Genomic DNA, 21,769 nt, shown 5'->3' with positions numbered 1-21,769 from the left:
GCAGCCGGCCCTGCACCGATACAGCGATGCGCCAACGCAGGGATGACGTGCAGTACGGCTTTTTGTGCCGCCTGGGCATGGCTGGGAGCGTCGCAGCTGAACGGGTCGCTCGATGGGTCGCTCGGCGGGTCGCTTGGCGGGGTCGCATGCTCAAAGGGCGAATTTCTGGCGGCGCAATGTCTTGGCATATCCTCTACAGGGGGATAGCATATCCAAATGGACACAAAACCCCATCTGCACGAAACCCACCCCCAGATCGTCAAGCGGCTCAAGCGCGCCGATGGGCATCTGCGCGGTGTCATTGACATGATCGAAGCCGGCAGGCCCTGCCTCGACATCGCCCAGCAGCTCCACGCCGTCGAAAAGGCCATCGCCCAGGCAAAGAAGACGCTGATTCAGGATCATCTCGATCATTGTCTGGAGGCGGTGGTCGGCCCCATGACGCGCGAGCGGCGGCAGTCGATCGATGAATTCAGGGAAATAGCGAAGTATCTTTGATGCTGGCGATCCTTAAAAACCGCACCTACCGTCATCTCTTCGCTGCCCAGATCATCGCACTGGTGGGAACCGGCCTTGCGACGGTGGCCCTCGGTCTGCTCGCCTTCGATCTGGCCGGCGAGAACGCAGGCGCCGTTCTGGGCACGGCGCTGGCGATCAAGATGATCGCCTATGTGGGCGTCGCGCCCATCGCTTCGGCCTTCGCAGAAAGGGTGCCGCGCCGCGCCATGCTGGTGGCGCTCGACCTGGTGCGCGCCGGCGTCGCGGTGTTTCTGCCCTTCGTCACGGAAATCTGGCAGGTTTATATCCTGATCTTCATGCTGCAATCGGCCTCAGCGGCCTTCACGCCCACCTTCCAGGCCACGATTCCAGATATCCTTCCGGATGAGAAAGCGTATACGCGCGCGCTTTCCCTTTCGCGTCTCGCCTATGATCTGGAAAGTGTGGTGAGCCCGATGCTGGCGGCGGCGCTGCTCTCCTTCATCACCTATCACAGCCTGTTCGCCGGGACTGTGATAGGGTTTCTCGCCTCGGCCGCGCTTGTCGTGTCGGTGGCGCTGCCGAGCCCGAAGCCTGCCCGGCCGCGCGGCATTTACGACCGCACGACGCGCGGCATCCGTATTTATCTGGCAACGCCGCGCCTGCGCGGGCTTCTCGCGGTCAACCTTGCCGTTGCCTCGGCAGGTGCACTGGTGATCGTCAACACGGTGGTCTATGTGCAGGCCGCCTTCGGCCTCGACAACCAGGCGACGGCGCTGGCGCTTGCGGCATTCGGCGGCGGTTCGATGGCGGCGGCGCTGGCGCTGCCGCGGCTTCTGGACACCATGCCGGACCGCACTGCAATGCTGACAGGGGCTTCGCTCCTGGCCGCCGGCACAGTTCTGGCTGCGGTGCTGCCCGGCTATGGCTGGATGCTCCCGCTGTGGTTCGTGCTTGGCATCGGGTATTCGACCGCGCAGACGCCTTCGGGCAGGCTTCTCAGGCGTTCGGCCAATCCAGAGGACCGTCCGGCGCTGTTCGCGGCACAGTTCGCGCTCTCGCATGCCTGCTGGCTGATCGCCTATCCGCTTGCCGGCTGGGCGGGTGCAGCGCTTGGCCTGCCGTTCACCGCGGTCATCCTTGCCGCCGTGGCCGCCATCGCCATCGGCATCGCCCTGGCGATCTGGCCGGCCGACGACCCGGTGGTCATCGAGCACACCCATGACGACCTTCCGGCAGATCATCCCCATCTTGCCGACGCCGGGCACGGGCACCGCCATGCCCATGCCTATGTCATCGACGACATGCATGTCACATGGCCGCGTGAGCGCTGACGAAGCGTCGGGAAAGCGTGTGCAGCATCGCCCGCTATCGCCGGAAGCTGGACTGGATGGAAGTCGCCCTCGTCCTTTCTACCTATGCGCAGCTCGCGGCCACCAGCGCCCGCGCCATGTGCTGCAATAGGGGGATCGCTTCCCGGCCATCGAGCATTCCGGAGCTGACGAAAGCGCCGTTGATGAGCACGGCAAGCTGTCCGCCGAGCTCTTCCGGCTTTCCTGCTCCAAGGCGTTCGGCGAGGACAGTCAGGCGGCGGCGCATTTCCGCCTTGTGATCGTGCGCGACCTTGCGTGCCGGATGATCGGCTTGCGGAAACTCGGCGGCGACATTGATCTGCGGGCAGCCGCGATAATTCGGCCGACCGGCGCGTTCGCCGATCCAGGCAAGATGCGCGTCCAGTTCAGCGGCCGGATCTGCGGCGTTTTCGTGTGCGACCGCGTTCCAGGTGCTCCAGAAGTCTTCGTCTTCGCGTCTGAGGAAGGCGGCGATCAGATCATCCTTGGTGCGGAAATGCCGGTAGAGGCTGGTCTTGGCGACCCCGGCTTCCGCCACAACGAGATCGACCCCGACCGCGTGGACACCGCGCGCGTAAAAAAGCTTCGAGGCTGTTTCCAGCACCCGTTCACGGACATCCGTGCCGTTTACTGCCATCGTTTCGGCTACGCTGCTGCCTGTTTTCGCCATTCGGGCACCTCCATCGAGAGGACCCTAACACAATCGCGCTTGACGCGCTACAGACCTGTACGTACTGTGCTGATACAAACAGGTCTGTAGCGCGGAGCGGGAAAATGATCGGGCAAGTGGAAACCGCTGAGGAAAATACGGTGAAGGGCGGTCAGGCGAAGGCGGTGGCCGTTTTCGGAGCGGGCGGTCATACGGGCCGTTTCGTGGTGGCGGAGCTGACGCGGCGGGGCATCGCGCCGATGGCCGTCGTGCGAAGTGCCGCGACGCTCCAGCGGGAAGGCGTCTTCGGTTCAGAGATCGATATACGGGAAGCCGGCATCGACGACGACGCCTCGCTCGACCGCGCCTTTGCCGGCGTGGACGCGGTGATCAACTGCGCGGGTCCTTTCCTGGATACGGCACGGCCTGTCGCGGCAGCGGCCATTCGTGCGGGTGCGCATTATCTGGATGTGACCGCAGAGCAGCCGAGCGCAATGGCGACTTTTGAGACCTTCGACGAAGCGGCGCGCAATGCGGGTGTGCTCATTCTTCCCGCAATGGGGTTCTATGGCGGTTTTGGCGATCTGCTGGTGACCGCTGCCGCCGGAGGCTGGACGGATGTGGACGACATTCGCATCGCCATCGCCCTCGACACCTGGCATCCGACCAAGGGCACGCGGATCACGGGCGAGCGCAACACGGCGCAGCGGCTGGTCGTTTCAAACGGCAGCCTGGTGCCGCTCGTACCCGCCGCAGACGATCTCGAAATGGACTTTCCTGAGCCGTTTGGCCGACAGAACGTCGTCGCGCTGCCCTTTTCCGAGATTCCCGTCATTACCCGCCATCTGCGGCCGCGCGAGTTGCATTCCTTTCTGAACCGGGCTGCGCTGCGCGATGTCCGTGACGCCGCGACCCCGGCCCCGAAGGCCACCGACGAAACCGGCCGTTCACCGCAGCGATTCGCCATAGAAGCTGCTATCCGAAAGGGCGGCGAAACGCGCCGGATTGCGGCACGGGGCCGCGATATCTACGCCTTTTCCGCACCGTTGATCTGCGAAGCCGTCGAGCGTCTGCTGGACGGAAGAAGCCGCGGCAGCGGCGCCCGGGCTCCGGGCGCAGTGTTTGAGGCCGGCGACTTTCTTGACGCCCTAAGCGCGCAGGTTCCCGACTTCGAGCTGATCCAAGAATGATGGCGCGGAATGCGTCCGGCATTGGAGATGATGCAGGAGGAGAATGCGACATGAGCAGCAAAGAAACAGCCGTGCGTTTTGCCAGATTGCACGTTGGAGGATCGCCGCTGCTGCTCTGCGACGCAGCGGACGTCGGCAGCTTCAAGGCGATGGCTTGCGCAGGCGCAACTGCCATCGCAACAGCGACAACCCGCTCGAACATCTTGCGGTCAGGTGGAACCACCTGACATCCGCGCAATTGCGGAAAACGGACGGACAGGGTGGAGCGGCGTTTCCGTCCGCTCACGCTCTTACGCGCGGTCCACTGCATTCGGGAATCGCTTTGCACCGGTCATCTCGAAGGCTGATGCGCTCGATCTATGCGCTATGGCGATCGGGAGAATTTCCAAACGCCTCCAGCAGTTCTGCAAGTCCGATTTCATACTCGTTGAGCATGATTTCATGTGAGCGCCGGCGCCTTTCGTTTCCGTCCTGGCTCGCCACGGCGAGAGCTGCACCATGCGTGTAGTCGACCAGTATGTGCGTCCAGCGAACGGCGTTGTTGCGCTCACTCAACAAGCGAGTCAGCTCGTTGGTGGTCCTCAAGGCATGATCGGGGAAAATCGCTGGCCGCGCAAATATGGCCAAGGTCAAATCTGGATAGAGAACAACTTTCGAGTAGTAAGCTGTGAGGAGACTGTGGACTCGCGCAAGCGCTTCGCCCGTTTCAGGCGCCGCGACGTCCGCATATACAAGCTCAGCAAGCGCCTTGATAAGTCCATCTCGATCCTTGAAGTGGTGATAGATTGTCATGGGATTAATGCCCACACGTGTTGCCAATGCGCGCATGCTCAGGCCGTCGAGACCGTCGGCATCGAGTATGCCCAAAGCCTCGGAAAGAATGCTCTCTGGCGAAACCGGCATTCCGCCCGCTGGTGGCCGACCTCGCCCCCTTGCCGTCATTTTATGACTTCGTATTGAGACTGGACCAATCCAGAAGGAAAGGACCTTGTGCCCTTGTGCGCAAGGGCCACATCGCGACGACCGCCACCAAAAAGAGGGCGCCCAGTACCGAGCAGGATCGGCACTCTCGTGATCACCATGTCACTGATCATGTCACGTTCGAGGAACGATTGAATGATACGCCCGCCATCCACATAGGCGCGTCGAGCGCCCTCGGACGTCAGCATGGCCATCGCGCTTTCGGGAGACTTGTCCGAAAAGCGAACCTTTCCGCGGAGCTCGTTTGGCACCTCTTCTCGCACAAGCCGTTCCGACAGAACCACTACCGGCCGGGTATAAAACCACGCGCCCATGCTCCGGACCGCTTCGTAGGTGCCCCGCCCCATCACAATGACGTCGATATCCCGAATGAAGTCATCGTACCCATAATCCTCCCCTGCTTGATCGTGCTCGAGTAGCCAATCGATATCCCCGTTTTCACGGGCAATAAAGCCATCGAGGCTCGTGGCGATGAATACGTGTCCGGTGATCATTTAAGCCTCCAAATTATACATCGTATAAATAATGGATGATTAAAGTAAGTCAACGCACTTCCAGGTTCGCTCCCACCGTTTCTCGTTCAGTAGCTGCCGCTCCGCTGTCCACCCCCTTCGCGCCGTTTCGCCGCCATGGATTTGTCAGTTGCTCAACACTTGCTTGGCGTCGAGCGACCGACTGGAAGATATTCGAACTTTCTTCCTGTAAAACGCCGCCGTTTCTGCGCTTCTCATACAGGCGCTGTCTCCCGTTCCTCGCGCGGGCGTAGGTTCGGTGGCTATGGCGTACTGCGGAGGGTAATCGGGGTATCTGGCGCACCCGACAGGATTCGAACCTGTGACCTCTGCCTTCGGAGGGCAGCGCTCTATCCAGCTGAGCTACGGGTGCTGGCCAACGCGAGGGCGGCGAAGCGCCAGCGCGTGGCTTTCATAGCCGAAGCGTTCGCGCGCATCAACGATGAAATCGCACTGCCGGTGTTTCGAACACGCTCATCCCATCACGGCGCGCCCGGATCATCCCCTGGCCGGTCGAGCCGGGAAGGGGAGCGTGGGGAGGAGCACGCCCCGGTTTGACCGCCGGAGCGTGCTGCGGGGGGGGGCTGTGCCGGTCAGGCCTTCGCGGCTGCGGCGAGGGCGCCGGCGAGATCGGCCTTCAGGTCTCCCACATCTTCAAGGCCGATCTGCAGACGCATGACGGGGCCTTCCTTCGGAGCGTGCGCGATCGTGCGGTCGTTGAGCTGCACGTGCACGGCAAGGCTTTCATAGCCGCCCCAGGAATAGCCGAGACCGAAATATTTCAGGGCGTCCAGAAATGCATGGGCCTGCGCCTGGCCGCCGCCATCGAGCACGATGGAGAAGAGACCGCTGGCGCCGGTGAAATCGCGCTTCCAGATCGCGTGGCCGGGGTGCGATTCGAGCGCCGGGTGGAGAACGCGGGCAACGCCCTTCTGTCCTTCCAGCCAGCGCGCCAGCGCCAGTGCGCTCTGCTGATGGCGTTCGAGACGCACGCCCATGGTGCGCAGGCCGCGCAGCACCTGGTAGACATCGTCGGGCGCAGCACAGATGCCGAGAGCGCCATGGGTGTCGAGCAGGCGTTCGAAGCAGGCCTCGTTGGCCGAAACCGTTCCCAGAAGAATGTCTGAATGCCCTGCCGGATACTTGGTTGCGGCCTGTATGGAAATGTCGACGCCATGGTCGAGCGGCCGGAAGAAGAGGGGGGTTGCCCAGGTGTTATCCATCATGACGATGGCCCCGCCGCGGTGCGCCACCTCGACGATGGCGGGGATATCCTGCATTTCGAACGTTCCGGAGCCGGGCGCTTCCGTAAGGACCACTTTGGTGTTGGGTTGCATCAGGGCGCCAATGCCAGCATCCACAGCCGGGTCGTAGTAGGTCACTTCCACGCCGAGCCGGCTGAGCATCGTATCGGCGAAATGCCGGGTCGGGTGATAGACCGAATCGACAATCAGCACGTGGTCGCCCGCAGACAGGAAGGCGAGCATCGGAACGGTGACGGCTGCGAGGCCCGACGGCACGATGATTGTGCCGGCAGCGCCTTCGAGCTCGTTCATCGCGGCAGCCAGCGCGTCGGTCGTGGGCGTGCCGCGGGTCCCGTATGTGTATTTCTGGTTGCGCGACGCCATGGTCTCGGCGTCGGGAAAGAGCACCGTCGACGCGTGTACCACCGGCGGGTTGACGAAACCGTAGAACGCGCGCGGGTTGTTGCCGATATGGGCAAGCCGCGTGTTGTCTCCGACTTTAGTCTTGTTCTTGTCGTTCATGGGACCTGTCGCTTGATTGTCTGTGGCGCGCGCCCCGGGGGCTTCAGGGGGCTTCCGGGGGAAGAAATCCCCTGAAACGGGGCGCGGAGGATGCCGGATGGAACGCCATTGTCGGCGACCCGTCAACCGGGGATGGAGCGCGCTTTTGCTTCTGGAGCAAGGGTCTTTCTCTCTTGACCCAAACGGATTTATGGCATTCGATGGGACCAGTGCGTGGGAGAGGAAGCGCGTGTCCGCCCGTTTCCGGGCCGGCACTCCTTTTGGGGTGTACGGGACATTCGCCTGCTTCCGCACTGAAAATGTCAGGGGATAAGCCCGAACACAGAAAAAAGGGTCCGTAATCATGAAAAAAATTGTCAAAGCGTTGCTCGGCTCGGCCGCGATCGCGATGATGGCAGCGCCGGCTTCGGCAGCCACGCTGGATGACGTGAAGGCGAAAGGCCACGTCCAGTGCGGTGTCAACACCGGCCTGATCGGTTTCAGCGCGCCGGACGACCAGGGCAACTGGAAGGGCCTCGACGTGGATTTCTGCCGCGCCGTTGCCGCCGCAATCTTTGACGATCCGGACGCAGTCCAGTTCACCCCGCTTTCCGCCAAAGACCGCTTTACGGCGCTGCAGTCGGGCGAGGTTGACGTGCTTTCGCGCAACACCACCTGGACGATCAGCCGCGACACGGCACTCGGCCTCAACTTCGCCGGCGTCACCTACTATGACGGTCAGGGCTTCATGATCAACGAGAAGAAGCTCGAGGGCATCAACTCCGCGCTTCAGCTTTCGGGCGCTGCGGTCTGCGTGCAGGCTGGCACGACCACGGAGCTGAACCTTGCCGACTACTTCAAGGCCAACAACATGGAGTACAGCCCTGTTGTTTTCGAGAAGTTCGAAGAGGTGAACGCGGCCTATGATGCGGGGCGCTGCGACGTCTACACGACCGATCAGTCCGGTCTTTATGCGGTGCGCTTAAACCTTTCCAATCCGGATGATCACGTCGTTCTGCCCGAAATCATCTCCAAGGAGCCGCTCGGTCCTGCGGTGCGCCATGGCGACGACCAGTGGTTCGACATCGTCAAGTGGGTCTATTACGCGTTGGTCAACGCCGAAGAGCTGGGCATCAGCCAGGCCAACCTCGACGAGAAGATGGGCTCTGACAATCCAGAGGTGCGCCGTCTGCTGGGCACCGAAGACGGCACCAAGCTTGGCACCGACCTTGGTCTGACCAATGACTTCGCCGTGCGTGCGATCAAGCATGTGGGCAATTACGGTGAGATTTTCGAGCGCAATGTGGGTGCCGAGAGCCCGCTGAAAATCTCGCGCGGGATCAATGCCCTGTGGACCAAGGGCGGCCTTCAGTACGGTATGCCGATCCGCTGATCGGTTCCCGTCAACATAGTGCGTGAGAGGCGGTTCGCGCCGCCTTTCACCATTCCTGGTGAGGATAGCCATGGCCACCCCGCAATCAACTGTGGAGGGCGCGGCGCCTCGTGTGCCGCTCTTCTATGATCCGCGCGTTCGAGGAATTGCCTATCAAGTCCTTGTATTTGCCGGCCTGATTGCCCTGATCTACTGGATCATCGGCAACACGACAGCAAATCTTCAACGTGCCAACATCGCATCCGGCTTCGCTTTCCTGCAGGGACGCGCCGGCTTCGACATTGGCGACAGCCTTGTCGAATATTCTTCCGATTCCACCTATGGGCGGGCGCTTTTCGTCGGGTTCCTGAACACGCTGCGCGTCGCGGTTGTCGGGATCATCACGGCAACGATTATCGGATTCATCATCGGCATCGGCCGTCTGTCGAAGAACTGGCTGATCAACCGCATCTGCCTCGTCTATGTCGAGGTGTTTCGCAACATTCCGCCGCTGCTCGTGATCTTCTTTTGGTATTTCGGCGTTCTTTCCGTGCTGCCGCTGCCGCGCGACAGCATCGACCTGCCGCTCGGATCCTATCTCAACAGCCGCGGGTTTTACTTCCCGCGCTTCCTGTGGGGCGAGGGCGCCTGGCTCGTTCTGGTCGGTCTCGTTCTCGGCATCGTCTTCACCTTCTTCGTGCGCCGCTGGGCGCACCGGCGACAGATGGCGACGGGCGAGCAGTTCCCGGTGTTCTGGACCGGCGCCGGGCTGATTGTCGGGCTGCCGCTTCTTGCGTTTGTCGTGACCGGTTTTCCGCTGAGCTTCGAGTTTCCGGAACTGTCGACGTTCAATCTGCGCGGCGGCATTCAGGTGCGGCCGGAGTTTCTGGCACTCTACCTGGCCCTGTCATTCTATACGGCCGCGTTCATCGCCGAAATCGTGCGCGCCGGGGTGCTGGGCGTCAGCCATGGCCAGAGCGAGGCCGCGCAGGCGCTGGGCCTGCGCTCCGGGCAGTCCATGCGGCTGGTGATCATACCGCAGGCACTGCGGATCATCATTCCGCCGCTGACCAGCCAGTATCTGAACCTGACCAAGAACTCGTCGCTGGCGGTGGCGATCGGATATCCCGATCTCGTTGCCACGGGCGGGACGACCCTCAACCAGACCGGGCAGGCCATTGAGGTCGTTGCGATCTGGCTCGTCGTCTATCTGGGGCTCAGTCTCGGTACGGCTGCCCTGATGAACTGGTATAATGCGCGCATGGCGCTGGTGGAGCGGTAGGATGCAAGAACACGATCTTTCCTTCGTTCGCGCCGAGATGGTGGCCAGTCAGAAACCGCCTGTCTCGGACCACGGCCCTGTTTCGTGGCTGCGCAAGAACCTGTTCGCCAACATGACGGACACGATTTTCACAATCCTCGGCATTGCGCTGATCGTGATGATCGTTCCGCCGGTGATCCAGTGGGCCTTTATCGATGCCCAGTGGACAGGGGCGGACCGGTCTGTCTGCGCCACCGTGGTGCAGGGCGGCACCCAGCCGGAAGGCTGGTCCGGCGCATGCTGGGCCTTTGTGGACGCCAAATTCCAGCAGTTCATGTTCGGGCGCTACCCGATCGACGAACGCTGGCGCGTTTACCTGACCGGCTTTCTGTTCGTGGCGCTTCTCACGCCGCTTCTGATCCCCAGCGTTCCGCGCAAGGGGCTGAATGCCATTCTTCTGTTCGTCGTTTTCCCGATTGTCGGTTTCTTCCTCCTCTCGGGTGGCGCGTTCGGGCTTCGGCCGGTCCCGACCCCGCTCTGGGGCGGGCTTCTGGTGACACTGGTGCTCGCCTATGTGGGCATCGCGGTCTCTTTTCCGCTCGGCATACTTCTGGCACTTGGCCGCCGGTCGCAAATGCCGGTGGTGAAGCTGGTTTGCGTTGTCTTCATCGAGACCATTCGCGGCGTGCCGCTGATCACCATCCTGTTCATGGCGAGCGTCATGCTGCCGCTCTTCCTGCCGCCGGGAACATCGTTCGACAAGCTTCTGCGGGCGCTGGTCGGCGTGGCGCTGTTTGCCTCGGCCTATATGGCGGAAGTCATCCGCGGCGGTCTGCAGGCGATTCCGAAAGGGCAGTACGAGGGCGCCGATGCGCTGGGCCTGAGCTTCTGGAAGAAGATGAACCTTGTGGTTCTTCCTCAGGCGATCAAGCTGGTCATTCCAGGCATCGTCAACACCTTCATCGGCCTCTTCAAGGATACGAGCCTGGTCTACATCATTGGCATGTTCGACCTTCTGGGAGCCGTGCGGCAGAACTTTGCGGACGCCAACTGGGCATCGCCCCAGACACCGATCACCGGCCTGGTGTTTGCCGGCTTCGTGTTCTGGCTGTTCTGCTTCGGCATGTCGCGCTATTCAATCTTCATGGAACGCCGGCTCGATACCGGCCACAAACGCTAGGCCCGTGGGCCAAGGGGAAACAACAAAATGGCAAAGGAAAACGCCGTCCGGGCCGAAGAGCTCCGCGCAGACCGGAGCAAGATGCAGGTCTCAGACACCGATGTCGCCATCGATATTGTCGGCATGCACAAATGGTATGGTGACTTTCATGTGCTGAAAGACATCAATCTCAGGGTAATGCGCGGCGAGCGCATCGTCGTCTGCGGGCCTTCCGGCTCGGGCAAATCCACCATGATCCGCTGCATCAACCGGCTGGAGGAGCACCAGAAGGGCAAGATCGTCGTTGACGGCATCGAACTCACCAACGATCTGAAGAAGATCGACGAGGTGCGGCGTGAAGTCGGCATGGTGTTCCAGCACTTCAATCTGTTCCCGCATCTGACAATTCTGGAGAACTGCACGCTGGCCCCGATCTGGGTGCGCAAGACGCCCAAGAAGGAAGCCGAGGCGACCGCGATGCATTTCCTGGAGCGGGTGAAGATCCCGGAGCAGGCGAACAAGTATCCCGGCCAGCTTTCGGGCGGTCAGCAGCAGCGTGTGGCGATTGCCCGCGCGCTGTGCATGAACCCGCGCATCATGCTCTTCGACGAGCCGACCTCGGCGCTTGATCCGGAGATGATCAAGGAAGTGCTCGATACCATGGTGGATCTCGCCGAAGAGGGGATGACCATGATCTGCGTCACCCACGAGATGGGCTTTGCCCGCCAGGTGGCCAATCGGGTGATCTTCATGGATCAGGGCCAGATCGTGGAGCAGAACACACCGGCGGAGTTCTTCGACAATCCGCAGCACGAGCGCACCAAACTGTTCCTCTCGCAGATTCTGCACTGATCACGCAGCAAAGATCGAAACACAACGCCGCGTCTCCCTGTGGAGGCGCGGCGTCTTTCATTTCTGATACGAAACGGTGGTGCTGGCTGTTCAGAGGTTCTCGGGAGCGTCTGCGTCGAAACCGTAGAGCCAGTCGAAATCCGCCATCAGGGCGTCCTCGCTACGCGCCTTCAGGATCATGTCACGCGCAAATGCGACGGGGCCGCCCGCGTGCCATGTGAAGCGGTTGAAGGCGCCGCGGCGGGCAACCCGGGTCACGCGCGGCTTGCGGATCGCTTCATAGGCGGCAAGGGCCGAGGCGGGATTGTCCCGGTGGAGGGCCAGAAAATTGGCGAGCACCACCGCATCCTCGATGGCCATACCGGCCCCTTGCGCGGCAAAGGGGGGAACCGCGTGCGCCGCATCGCCGATCAGCGCAAGCCCCTGCGGGCTGGTCCAGGCATCGGCGGGGTTGACCGCGTGAACCGGCCAGACCGTCCAGGAGGCACCATCTGCTGCCGCAAGCCGGCCGAGAGCGGGACTGGCCCTGGCTAGAACCTTTTTCAGCGGTGCATCATCCGCATCCTGCGCCCAGGCATTGAGCGGCACTTCGCCCGGGAGAATGGCAACGAGGTTGATCGCGGCCCCGCCACTGATCGGGTAGGCGACGAGATGAAACGCCGGATGCATGAAGGCGGTCACCCTGTCAGCCTCAAGCGCGCCGTTGCCGGCCACCAGCGCCTGTTCGACGGGAAGTGTCGCGCGCCAGGCAATATAGCCGGTGAAACGGCTGCGCACCGCAGTGCGAACGAGGCGGCGCAGATGCGACCATACGCCATCGCCGGCGATCAGAAGCGGCGTGTGGATCTCCTCGGCAGCGCCGTTCCGCTCTACACGGAGGCGCACGCCGCCATCCTTATGGAACTCGGCTTTTTCGGCGAAGGCTCCGGTGACGATCTCGATCAGCGATTCGCTCTGCGCGCGCTGAAGAAGCGCGCTCTGCAGGTCCGCGCGATGCGCCACCAGATAGGGCGCGCCCCAGCGCGTCTCGGCCTCAGCACCCAGAGGGATGCGGGCGAGGGGGGAAAGGCCATCGACCTTTTTGAGCTCCACGGCCTGCGGGCGCACGGCGCGGTCGCCAAGTGCGTCGAGCACGCCGAGGCGCGCAAGGAGGCGTGTCGCGTTGGGAGAAAGCTGCAGGCCTGCACCGACCGCGGTCAGTTCAGGCGCGCGCTCGTAAATGCGTACGGGCAATCCCCGTCGCGCCATGGCGAGCGCAGCCGTCAGGCCGGCAATGCCGGCCCCGACGATGATTGCGCGGGGAGCGTCCGTCATCGGCCTGTTGGGCCGATCAGGCCGCTTCGTCGAAGAGGCAGCCCTCGGGCTTCGTGTCGGAAGCCTTCAGTGCCGGATTGTAGCGATAAAGCGTCGAGCAATAGGGGCAGACCCGCTCGTTTTCGTCGCCCATGTCGATGAACACATGCGGATGATCGAAGGGCGGATTGGCGCCGACGCACATGAATTCCTTCACGCCGATTTCGATTGCCTCGTGTCCGCTGGTGTTCTGGAAATGGGGAATGGCTGATCCGGCCATCATCGTCTCCCGCCTGGAATGCGTTGGAACTTGCCTGCGTTTGTAGCATAAACTGCATCTTTGCAAGCCTGTGATATGAAACTGTCGCAAAACCATGTCACCAGATAGTCTGGCGGCAAGCGAATTGCGTCATGTGGCTGGAAAAGCGTGAGTGATATCATGAATGAACTGAAGCCGGTTCGGAACGAGTTTTCTCTGGAGACGGGCGCTGCCGATGAAATCGCCGGCGCCAGCCCGGACCGTTTCGTCAACCGTGAATTTTCCTGGCTCCAGTTCAACAGGCGGGTTCTGGACGAGGCACAGAACGAAAACCATCCCCTTCTGGAGCGTCTGCGCTTCCTGTCGATCTCTGCCGACAATCTGGACGAGTTCTTCATGGTGCGCGTTGCCGGTCTCGCCGGTCAGGTGCGCGAGCACATCGCCACGCGCAGCGCCGATGGCCGCACCCCCGAAGAGCAGCTTGAACATGTGCTGCACGAGGTGGCGCGGCTGCAGATCGACCAGCATGACAGCCTGAATGCGCTTCTGGCGCTCCTGGGCGGAGAGGGGATCGAGCTCGTTCGTGCCGACGCCTTGAATCAATCTGACATGAAATGGCTGGAAGACCATTTCATGGAAGCGATTTTTCCGGTTCTGACCCCGCTTTCCATCGACCCGGCGCATCCGTTTCCCTTCATTCCCAATCTCGGTTTCTCCATCGCGCTCGAACTGCAGCACGAAGGGGAACTGGAGCCGATGACGGCACTTTTGCGCCTGCCCGTTGCGCTCAAGCGATTCATCCAGTTGCCCGATCGCAGCGGCACGGTCCGTTTCATCACGCTCGAAGATGTCGTCAGCCTGTTCATCGGCAAGCTCTTCCCGCGTTATCAGGTGATTGGCTCCGGCACGTTCCGCATCATCCGCGACAGCGATATTGAGGTTGAGGAAGAGGCCGAGGACCTTGTGCGTCTGTTCGAATCGGCCCTGAAGCGCCGCCGCCGGGGCTCCGTGATCCGCATCGAGTTCGACAATGAGATGCCGGAAGGCTTACGCGACTTTGTCGCAAGCGAGCTGGGTGTTGCCGAAAATCGCATCACCGTTCTGGAGCGGCCTCTAGCCATCAACCAGATTTCCGAGATTGTGAAGGTGCCGCGTGAGGACCTTCTGTTCCAGCCCTACAATCCGCGCTTTCCAGAACGCATCCGCGAACACAATGGCGATTGTTTCGCGGCGATCCGCGAGAAGGACCTGATCGTCCATCACCCTTATGAATCCTTCGACGTGGTGGTGCAGTTCCTGCGCCAGGCCTCGCAGGACCCGGAAGTGGTGGCGATCAAGCAGACGCTTTACCGAACCTCGAACGACAGCCCGATCGTGCGGGCGCTTATCGAGGCGTCCGAGGCGGGCAAGTCGGTCACGGCGCTGGTGGAACTGAAAGCGCGCTTCGACGAGGAAGCGAACATCCGCTGGGCGCGCGATCTGGAGCGGGCGGGCGTGCAGGTGGTGTTCGGCTTCATCGAATTGAAGACCCATGCGAAGATGTCGCTCGTGGTGCGCCGCGAGGAAGGCAAGCTGCGCAATTACTGCCATCTGGGAACGGGCAACTACCACCCGATCACGGCACGGATTTACACCGATCTGTCCTATTTCACGGACGATCCCGAGATCGCGCGCGACGTGGCGCAGGTGTTCAATTTTATCACCGGTTATGCCGAGCCCGATGGCGAAATGCGGATCGCGGTGTCGCCCTTTTCGCTGCGCAACCGGCTGCTCGACCATATCCGCGCCGAGATCGAGCATGTGAAGGCGGGGCGGCCGGGCCAGATCTGGATGAAGATGAATTCGCTGGTCGATCCGCTGGTGATCGACGCGCTCTACGAGGCGGGGCAGGCGGGTGTAGAGATCGACCTCGTCGTGCGCGGCATCTGCTGCCTGCGTCCGCAGGTGCCGGGGCTCTCCGAGCGCATTCGCGTGAAATCCATCGTTGGCCGTTTCCTGGAGCACAGCCGGATCTACTGTTTCGGCAATGGCCACGGCCTGCCGTCCGACGAAGCGGTGGTTTACATCTCATCCGCCGACATCATGCCGCGCAATCTCGACAGGCGCGTGGAAACCATGGTGCCGATCACCAACCCCACGGTGCATGAACAGGTTCTCGGGCAGATTATGCTCGGAAACATCATGGACAACCAGCAGAGCTTTGAAGTATTGCCCGACGGCACCTCTCGGCGCATTATGCCCGATGAGGGAGAAGAACCGTTCAACGCTCAGGAATATTTCATGACGAATCCGAGCCTATCCGGTCGCGGCAATGCCTTGAAGTCTCATGCGCCGAAGCGGATCGCCGCTTTCAAAAAGCGCAAGAAGGTGGATGCCGAAGCCGTTTCACCAACGGACTGACGGACACATCTTTTGGGCATAGCTGAATCTCAGGGCCGGCTTCAGGACCGGCGTCCCGTTTCGGTCATCGATATCGGGTCAAACTCGATTCGCCTCGTGATCTACGAGGGGGTCGCGCGCTCTCCGAGCGTGTTGTTCAACGAAAAAATGCTGGCCGGCCTCGGCAAGAGCATCGTCACCACGGGTGAGCTCGACCCCGAAGGCGTGACGCGTGCGGTGGAGGAGTTCCGCCGCTTCCGTGCGCTGTCGGAGCAGGCGGGGGCTGAATCGCTCCATGTGCTTGCGACCGCCGCTGCGCGCGAGGCGAAAAACGGTCCGGACTTCATCCATCGAGCCGAAGAGATTCTGGGCACGGACATTCGCGTGCTTTCCGGCCGCGAGGAGGCGAAATACTCCGCCTTCGGCATCATGTCCGGCTTCCACAAGCCGAACGGCATTGTCGGTGACCTTGGCGGCGGCAGTCTCGAACTCGTCGAGGTCGAGGGTTACGACATGGGCGACGGCATCACCCTGCCGCTCGGTGGCCTGAGGCTGAAGGAGATGGCGAAGAATTCCGTCACCAGGGCGGCGCGCATCGCCCGCGATGAACTGGCCCGCGCCCCGTGGATGAAGGACGGGGCCGGGCGCCCCTTCTACTGCGTGGGCGGCACGTGGCGAAACCTCGCCCGCCTGCACATGCTGGAAACCGGCTATCCGCTCGAGGTGATGCACCACTATGAGATGGACATCGAGCAGTCGGTGGATTTTCTGAAGCGCGTCGCCGGTGGTGTCGATCGTTTCGCAGGCATCAGCCACATCTCCAAGAATCGCCGCACGCTTCTGCCTTATGGCGCAACGGTGCTGCAGGAGATCATCAAGGCGTCGAACCCGTCCAAAATCATCTTCTCGGCGCTCGGTGTGCGTGAGGGCTATCTCTACTCGCTTCTGGAAGAAGAAGACCGCAGGCGCGATCCACTGCTTTCGGCCGCGCAGGAACTGGCCGTGCTGCGTTCGCGCTCGGTGACCCATGCGCGTGAACTGGCCGAATGGAGCGGGCCGGCCCTGGAGGCGCTCGGCATCGAAGAGACGGAAGAAGAAGCGCGCTACCGCAGGGCGGCGTGTCTGCTGGCCGATATCGGCTGGCGCGCGCATCCCGAATATCGCGGCACCCAATCGCTGAACATCATCGCCCATGGCTCCTTCATCGGCATCGATCATCCGGGCCGCGCCTTCATCGCGCTTGCGAATCTTTTCCGCCATGAGGGCCTGTTCAACGATGCGCTCTCGCCGCGCATGCGCCAGCTTGCAACGCCGCGTTATGTCGAGCGGGCGCGGATACTGGGCGGGCTTCTGCGCGTGGTCTACCTGCTGACGGCTTCGATGCCGGGCATCATTCCCAAGCTCAGATGGGAAAAGCGCGAAGACGGCACGACGGTTCTCCTGATCCCGAAATCGCACGAAGCCCTGATGGGCGAGCGCCCGGTCGGTCGCATGGCCCATCTTGCGAAAGTGACGGGTCTGAACCTGGCGCTGGAAGTGGCAAAGGAATAGGCCGGCTTGTATAGAAAACCACCTTCTCACCGCGTGCGGGGAGAAGGTGGCTCAGACCGAAGTGTGGGTGTCTTCGCCGATAGGCGCAACCCGTGCCCCTATTCCGCAGCCTCGCTGCGGGCGTCGGCGGGCTCGAAAACCTCGATCTTCCGATTGTTGAAACGAAGGGCAAGCTCGCCCTCTATCAGTTTCACCGCTTCCTTGCCGAAGACCTCACGCCGCCAGCCGGACATGGCGGGGACATCCGCATCCGCGCCATCGGCCGCGATGCGGTCGATGTCGTCGCTCGAGGCAAGCATCTTCGGTGCAACGCCCTGCCTGTCGGCCACCAGCTTCAAGAGCACCTTGAGCAGTTCGGCGGCAGCGGCCGCACCTTCGGGTGCATGGGGTGGGCGCGGCAGGCGCGGCAGATCTTCCTTGGGCAGCGCCATGGCTCTGGCGACGGCGCCGAGCAGCCCGGCGGCGGCACCGGAACGCTCCCATCCCTTGGGAATGGTGCGAAGCCGCCCCAGCGCCTCGCTGTCGCGCGGGTGCTGCTGTGCCACTTCATAGATCGCGTCGTCCTTAATGACGCGGCCGCGCGGCACATTGCGTTCGCGCGCCTCGCGTTCGCGCCAGGCGGCGACATGCTGGAGAATGGCGAAATCGAGAGGCTTCTTGACCCGGAGCTTGAGCCGCTTCCACGCATCGTCGGGATGCGGGTCATAGGTCTCGCGTGCTGTCAGAACCGCCATTTCCTCATTGAGCCAGTGCGCGCGGCCCTCGCGTTCCAGCTCGGTCTTGAGATGCTGGTAGACGTCGATCAGATGCGTCACGTCGGCAAGCGCGTAGCTTAGCTGCTTGTCGGAAAGCGGGCGGCGGCGCCAGTCGGTAAACCGCGACGACTTGTCGATGCGCGCGCCGGTGATTTTGGAGACGAGCTGGTCGTAGGAGACACTGTCGCCGAAACCGCAGACGGATGCCGCCACCTGGGTATCGAACAGTGGATGAGGAATAAGCCTGCCGAGATTGTAGACGATCTCGACATCCTGCCGCGCTGCGTGGAACACCTTGACGATGTTCTCATCGGCCATGAGCGCGAAGAACGGCTTCAGATCGATCCCGTCGGCCAGCGGATCGATGAGCGCGGTCACGCCGGGCGCGGCCATCTGGATCAGGCACAGCTCGGGCCAGAAGGTCGATTCGCGAATGAACTCGGTATCGACGGTGACAAAATCGGATTTTTGGAATGCGGCAATCGCCGCTTCTAGGTCTTGTTGCTTGGTGATCAGGTCCATTCTTTTTCTTTAGGTCATGCGGGAGAAAAAGGAAAGAAATCGGTTATCCGCTGCGCCTAGGTATCGCCCGCGGAGCGATGATTGCGGCTGCGGCGCGCCATGCGCATGAAGACGGGCGAGGTGCGCAGAAGTGCGGCAAAGCGGCGGCGGCGGGCAGCGGGAACCGAGGGCCGCACGCTCATGCGATAGAGCGTGACGCCGATCAGCACGGCATAGACGATGGATGTGTAGGAAAAGAGGGCATGCGGGCCGAAGCGCTGCATGAGCAGAGAGGCGAGCAGGGGCCCCGCCATCGCACCCAGCGAATAAAAGAACAGGAGACCGGCTGCGAGCTGCACGAACTGGTCTTTCTCGGCGTGGTCGTTGGCGTGGGCGACTGACAGCGAATAGAGCGACATGGCGAAAGCGCCGAACAGGAAGACGAGCAGCATGTTGGCGCTGCGGCTGTCGCCGGCGAACCAGACGATGGCAAGGGCCGCGACGAGCGCGCCGATCGTAGTGCCCAGAAGAACCTTGCGGCGGTCGTGTCGGTCTGAGAGCGCACCCAGTGGATATTGCATCACCGCACCGCCGACGATGCCGGCGCTCATGAAGGTGGCGATCTCGGAAACGCTGAGGCCGATGGACTGGCCGTAGATCGGCCCGACTATGCGGAAAGCGCTGTTGGTGAGGCCGACGGCGAAACAGCCGAAGGCGGCCAGCGGTGAGATGCGCCAGACGGCGGCAAGATCAAGGCGCAGCTCGGCCGGCGGGCGGGGGTTGGACCGGTCAGCCATGGAGACCGGCACCAGCGACAGGGTGATCATCATGGCCATGACGGCGAAGGTGACGAAGCCTTCGATGCCGAGTGCCGGGAGCATGTATTGCGAACCGGTGACGGCGGCGATGTCGATGATGCGGTAGACGGCCAGAACGCGGGCGCGGTTGGTGTTCTGCGCAGCCGAGTTGAGCCAGCTTTCGATGGTGGTGAACAGGCTCGAAAAGCAGATGCCCGAGAGAAAGCGCACGGCGATCCAGGCGAGTGGATCGACGAAGAGCACGAGCAGCAGCGCGCCGGCGGCGCCCAGCGCCGCAAGGGCCGCAAAGGCACGGATATGTCCCACCGCGCGCAGAAGACGCGGCACATAGAGACAGCCGATCAGAAAGCCCGCGAAATAGGCGCTGCCCATCAGGCCGATCGTGGTTTCGGAAAAGCCCTCCGCGGCGCCGCGAAGCGCGATCAGCGTGCCCTGAAGCCCGTTGCCGGCCAACAGGATGCCAGCGGCGATGAGAAGCGGGATCAGCGGGCGAAGGCTGGACATGGTGGAGGCCCGGGCTGGGAGGCGCGGCAGGTCGCACCGTTCATCATCGAGCTATAGGTCGCTCTGTGCCAATTCTCTTGGGCCAGAGGGGCGGGCCGATGGTCCCAGTTCGGTGCAGGCCCCGCTACAGCGCCGCGCGTCTTATAAGATGCGCAAAGGACGCTGTAACACTTTCAAATGATGCATGTTCGTTGTCTTTCAAATGAATTCATTTGAAAGCGACATGCATTAGGGTCAATCGTCAACGGCGTCGGCCAGCATACCGTCCACCAGGTGAATGCGCCGGTCCATGCGCGCAGCCATGTCGAGATCGTGCGTGACGGCGACCACCGTCTTGCCGCGTTCGGTGACGAGATCGCGCAGGGTCTGGAACACCTGTTCGGAGCTTTTCGAATCGAGGCTGCCCGTCGGCTCGTCGGCAAAGACCATGGGCGGATCGTTTGCGAGCGCGCGGGCGACGGCGACACGCTGCCTCTGACCGCCCGAAAGCTGGTAAGGTTTCTTCTCGCAGTGATCTTCAAGGCCGAGCATGGCGAGAAGCTCGCCGGCGCGATCGCGCATCTGCCTGCGCGAAAGCCGGCCAAGCTTGCGCATGGGAATTTCCACATTCTGACGGGCGCTGAATTCCGGCAGAAGGAAGTGAAACTGGAAGACGAAGCCGAGCATTTCGAGCCGCGTGCGTGCGAGTTCGCCATCGCTCATCGGTGCCGTGTCGCGCCCCTCGATGGTGAGCGTGCCGCCCGTTGGACGGTCGAGCAGGCCCAGAAGATAGAGGAGCGAGGATTTGCCGGACCCGGACGGGCCGGTGATGGCCACGAATTCGCGCTCGGCAATCGTAAGCGATACATCCCTGACCAGCGTGACCGGGATGGTTTCGGGCAGGATGCGCGTCAGGTTTTCGGCTTCAAGCAACACGCTCATGTGGCGCCCCGGATGATATCGACCGGATTGAGGCGCGCTGCCTTGCGGGCCGGCAGGTAGCCTGCCACGGCAGCCGAGCCGAGCGCGAATCCGGAGGCGATGGCATAGTGCAGCGCGCTCCAGGCGATGGGGAGTTCGGTTATTTCCTGCCCGCCGGCGTCGAGCTCGAAGCGGATGGAGGCGAGCGCATAGGTGAGGGCAAAGCCGAGCCCCCAGCCAAGAAGGGAGCCTGCCGCGCCGATGGCGATGCCTTCGATGACGAACATGCGCTGCATGTCGCTGCGGCTGAACCCCAGGGATTTCATGATGGCGATGTCGCGCGCCTTCTCATGGGTGATGGTGGAGACGATGTTGAAAATGCCGAACCCGGCGACGAGCAGGATGGCGGCAACGACCGCATACATGATCACGTTCCGCACCACGAAGGCTTCCATGATCGATTCATTGGCCTCCTGCCAGGAAACCGCCTTGTAGCCGAGTTCTGCCTCGATGCGCCGCGCAGCCTCGCGGGCCGCATAGGGATCGTGGAGCTTGATGCGGATGTCGTTGATGGCGTTGGGGCGCTCGGAAAGGATCTGCGCATTCTTCAGGAGCAGGTAGGCTTCGCCCTCGTCACGTGCGGTGGTGCCGGTGTGGAACAGGCCGGTAATGCGGAAATTCCGCGACAGGCCGGACGACGAGACGGCGGTGACGGTGTCGCCGAGCCCCGCGCCCAGTTTCTCGGCCATGCGGTCGCCGACGACCAGATTGTTGCCGCCCTGCGAAAGCGCGGCAAAGCTGCCTGCCGTAAAATCCTCGACGATCGGCGAGATTGCGCGCTCCATCTCGGGTTCGACGCCGACGAAAGCCGCCCCGGCCTCGCGGCCCTGATAGCGCACCACGCCCTGGGTTCTGAGGCTTTGCGCGAGATCGCCGGGCACCCAGCCGCTGAGCCATGCCATGGCCGCGGTGGGGTTGATGATGCCGCGCCGGTCGTCGGGCGGACGGATGCCGGAGATCGCGGCGGCGTCAAACTCGGTCTCGGCCGGCTGGCGCCGCGTGCTGCGCTGCTCGTCGGTGATCTGCACATGGGGCATGGTGTCGATAAGCTGTTCGACGAAATCGTCCTGCCCGCCCTGCATCAGAGCCGCCATGGCGATGGAAAAGCCGACCCCGACGGCCACACCGATCACCGCCACCAGTGTCTGGCGGCCACGCCCGAGAATGTGGGTGACGGCGATGTCGAGGATGAGACGCAT

At 62.4% G+C, this 21,769-nt stretch carries 20 protein-coding genes and 1 tRNA gene; 10 read left to right on the top strand and 11 right to left on the bottom strand.

Going from position 1 to position 21,769, the window contains the following annotated elements:
• The first annotated feature begins 216 nt into the window (after positions 1-216).
• Positions 217-498 carry a metal-sensing transcriptional repressor gene (locus tag KUG85_RS05235; protein WP_223004379.1) on the top strand — a complete coding sequence of 94 codons (282 nt, stop codon included), beginning with the start codon at positions 217-219 and terminating at the stop codon, positions 496-498.
• Positions 498-1,811, top strand: coding sequence for an MFS transporter (locus tag KUG85_RS05230; protein WP_223004378.1), 1,314 nt, complete (start codon positions 498-500; stop codon positions 1,809-1,811). The genes KUG85_RS05235 and KUG85_RS05230 overlap by 1 nt, the downstream gene beginning before the upstream one ends.
• Before the next feature lie 82 nt (positions 1,812-1,893).
• On the opposite strand, the gene KUG85_RS05225 is transcribed toward KUG85_RS05230, so the two are convergent.
• Positions 1,894-2,499, bottom strand: a complete 606-nt coding sequence (locus tag KUG85_RS05225; protein WP_223004377.1) for a TetR/AcrR family transcriptional regulator — start codon at positions 2,497-2,499, stop codon at positions 1,894-1,896.
• Between the two features lie 104 nt (positions 2,500-2,603).
• Between KUG85_RS05225 and KUG85_RS05220 the strand changes: the two genes are divergently transcribed.
• Positions 2,604-3,668, top strand: a complete 1,065-nt coding sequence (locus KUG85_RS05220; RefSeq protein ID WP_223004376.1) for a saccharopine dehydrogenase family protein — start codon at positions 2,604-2,606, stop codon at positions 3,666-3,668.
• A gap of 50 nt (positions 3,669-3,718) precedes the next feature.
• Complete coding sequence (locus tag KUG85_RS05215; protein ID WP_223004375.1) at positions 3,719-3,895, top strand: hypothetical protein; 177 nt, start codon at positions 3,719-3,721, stop codon at positions 3,893-3,895.
• 130 nt (positions 3,896-4,025) lie between these two features.
• On the opposite strand, the gene KUG85_RS05210 is transcribed toward KUG85_RS05215, so the two are convergent.
• From KUG85_RS05210 to KUG85_RS05195, 4 genes are all read right to left on the bottom strand, one after another.
• Positions 4,026-4,571, bottom strand: a complete 546-nt coding sequence (locus tag KUG85_RS05210) for a TetR/AcrR family transcriptional regulator (RefSeq protein ID WP_255606255.1) — start codon at positions 4,569-4,571, stop codon at positions 4,026-4,028.
• A 35-nt stretch (positions 4,572-4,606) separates the two neighbouring features.
• Positions 4,607-5,143 carry a dihydrofolate reductase family protein gene (locus tag KUG85_RS05205; protein WP_223004373.1) on the bottom strand — a complete coding sequence of 179 codons (537 nt, stop codon included), beginning with the start codon at positions 5,141-5,143 and terminating at the stop codon, positions 4,607-4,609.
• A 314-nt stretch (positions 5,144-5,457) separates the two neighbouring features.
• A tRNA-Arg gene (locus tag KUG85_RS05200) sits at positions 5,458-5,534 on the bottom strand.
• 220 nt (positions 5,535-5,754) lie between these two features.
• Complete coding sequence (locus tag KUG85_RS05195) at positions 5,755-6,927, bottom strand: cystathionine beta-lyase (RefSeq protein ID WP_223004372.1); 1,173 nt, start codon at positions 6,925-6,927, stop codon at positions 5,755-5,757.
• A 343-nt stretch (positions 6,928-7,270) separates the two neighbouring features.
• On the opposite strand from KUG85_RS05195, the gene KUG85_RS05190 reads away from it, so the two are divergent.
• From KUG85_RS05190 to KUG85_RS05175, 4 genes are all read left to right on the top strand, one after another.
• Positions 7,271-8,299 (top strand): amino acid ABC transporter substrate-binding protein, encoded by a 1,029-nt coding sequence (locus tag KUG85_RS05190; protein ID WP_065817737.1) that lies wholly within the window; start codon positions 7,271-7,273, stop codon positions 8,297-8,299.
• Positions 8,300-8,369: 70 nt separating this feature from the next.
• Positions 8,370-9,560 (top strand): amino acid ABC transporter permease, encoded by a 1,191-nt coding sequence (locus KUG85_RS05185; protein WP_065817736.1) that lies wholly within the window; start codon positions 8,370-8,372, stop codon positions 9,558-9,560.
• 1 nt (position 9,561) lies between these two features.
• The gene (locus tag KUG85_RS05180) at positions 9,562-10,719 is read left to right on the top strand and encodes an amino acid ABC transporter permease (RefSeq protein WP_065817735.1); all 1,158 of its coding nucleotides are present in this window, start codon (positions 9,562-9,564) and stop codon (positions 10,717-10,719) included.
• A 27-nt stretch (positions 10,720-10,746) separates the two neighbouring features.
• Positions 10,747-11,550 carry an amino acid ABC transporter ATP-binding protein gene (locus KUG85_RS05175; RefSeq protein ID WP_272491819.1) on the top strand — a complete coding sequence of 268 codons (804 nt, stop codon included), beginning with the start codon at positions 10,747-10,749 and terminating at the stop codon, positions 11,548-11,550.
• A gap of 90 nt (positions 11,551-11,640) precedes the next feature.
• Here the strand turns inward: KUG85_RS05175 and KUG85_RS05170 are convergent, their stop codons facing one another.
• Together KUG85_RS05170 and KUG85_RS05165 are read right to left on the bottom strand one after the other, a co-directional pair.
• The gene (locus tag KUG85_RS05170; RefSeq protein ID WP_223004371.1) at positions 11,641-12,864 is read right to left on the bottom strand and encodes an FAD-dependent monooxygenase; all 1,224 of its coding nucleotides are present in this window, start codon (positions 12,862-12,864) and stop codon (positions 11,641-11,643) included.
• 16 nt (positions 12,865-12,880) lie between these two features.
• A complete protein-coding gene (locus KUG85_RS05165; protein ID WP_025030809.1) occupies positions 12,881-13,123 on the bottom strand; it encodes a zinc-finger domain-containing protein in 243 nt (80 codons plus the stop codon).
• 159 nt (positions 13,124-13,282) lie between these two features.
• Here KUG85_RS05165 and KUG85_RS05160 point away from each other — a divergent pair, with 159 nt between their 5' ends.
• Both KUG85_RS05160 and ppx read left to right on the top strand, forming a co-directional pair.
• Positions 13,283-15,502 (top strand): RNA degradosome polyphosphate kinase, encoded by a 2,220-nt coding sequence (locus tag KUG85_RS05160; RefSeq protein WP_223004370.1) that lies wholly within the window; start codon positions 13,283-13,285, stop codon positions 15,500-15,502.
• 12 nt (positions 15,503-15,514) lie between these two features.
• Positions 15,515-17,032: an exopolyphosphatase gene (ppx, locus tag KUG85_RS05155; RefSeq protein WP_065817731.1), complete on the top strand. Its 1,518-nt coding sequence runs from the start codon at positions 15,515-15,517 to the stop codon at positions 17,030-17,032.
• Positions 17,033-17,130: 98 nt separating this feature from the next.
• Here ppx and rnd read toward each other — a convergent pair whose 3' ends face one another.
• The 4 genes from rnd to KUG85_RS05135 all read right to left on the bottom strand — a co-directional run bounded on the left by rnd (position 17,131) and on the right by KUG85_RS05135 (position 21,769).
• The gene (rnd, locus tag KUG85_RS05150; protein ID WP_065817730.1) at positions 17,131-18,309 is read right to left on the bottom strand and encodes a ribonuclease D; all 1,179 of its coding nucleotides are present in this window, start codon (positions 18,307-18,309) and stop codon (positions 17,131-17,133) included.
• 56 nt (positions 18,310-18,365) lie between these two features.
• Positions 18,366-19,610: an MFS transporter gene (locus KUG85_RS05145; RefSeq protein ID WP_007010388.1), complete on the bottom strand. Its 1,245-nt coding sequence runs from the start codon at positions 19,608-19,610 to the stop codon at positions 18,366-18,368.
• Positions 19,611-19,844: 234 nt separating this feature from the next.
• On the bottom strand, positions 19,845-20,531 hold the full coding sequence (locus tag KUG85_RS05140; protein ID WP_025030812.1) for an ABC transporter ATP-binding protein: 687 nt from the start codon (positions 20,529-20,531) through the stop codon (positions 19,845-19,847).
• Complete coding sequence (locus tag KUG85_RS05135; protein ID WP_223004369.1) at positions 20,528-21,769, bottom strand: ABC transporter permease; 1,242 nt, start codon at positions 21,767-21,769, stop codon at positions 20,528-20,530. Before KUG85_RS05135 ends, KUG85_RS05140 begins: the two co-directional genes overlap by 4 nt.

The sequence above is a fragment of the Nitratireductor rhodophyticola genome (assembly GCF_019891355.1).
Classification (GTDB): Bacteria; Pseudomonadota; Alphaproteobacteria; order Rhizobiales; family Rhizobiaceae; genus Nitratireductor; species Nitratireductor rhodophyticola.
This window is presented reverse-complemented; position numbering and strand designations above follow the sequence as displayed.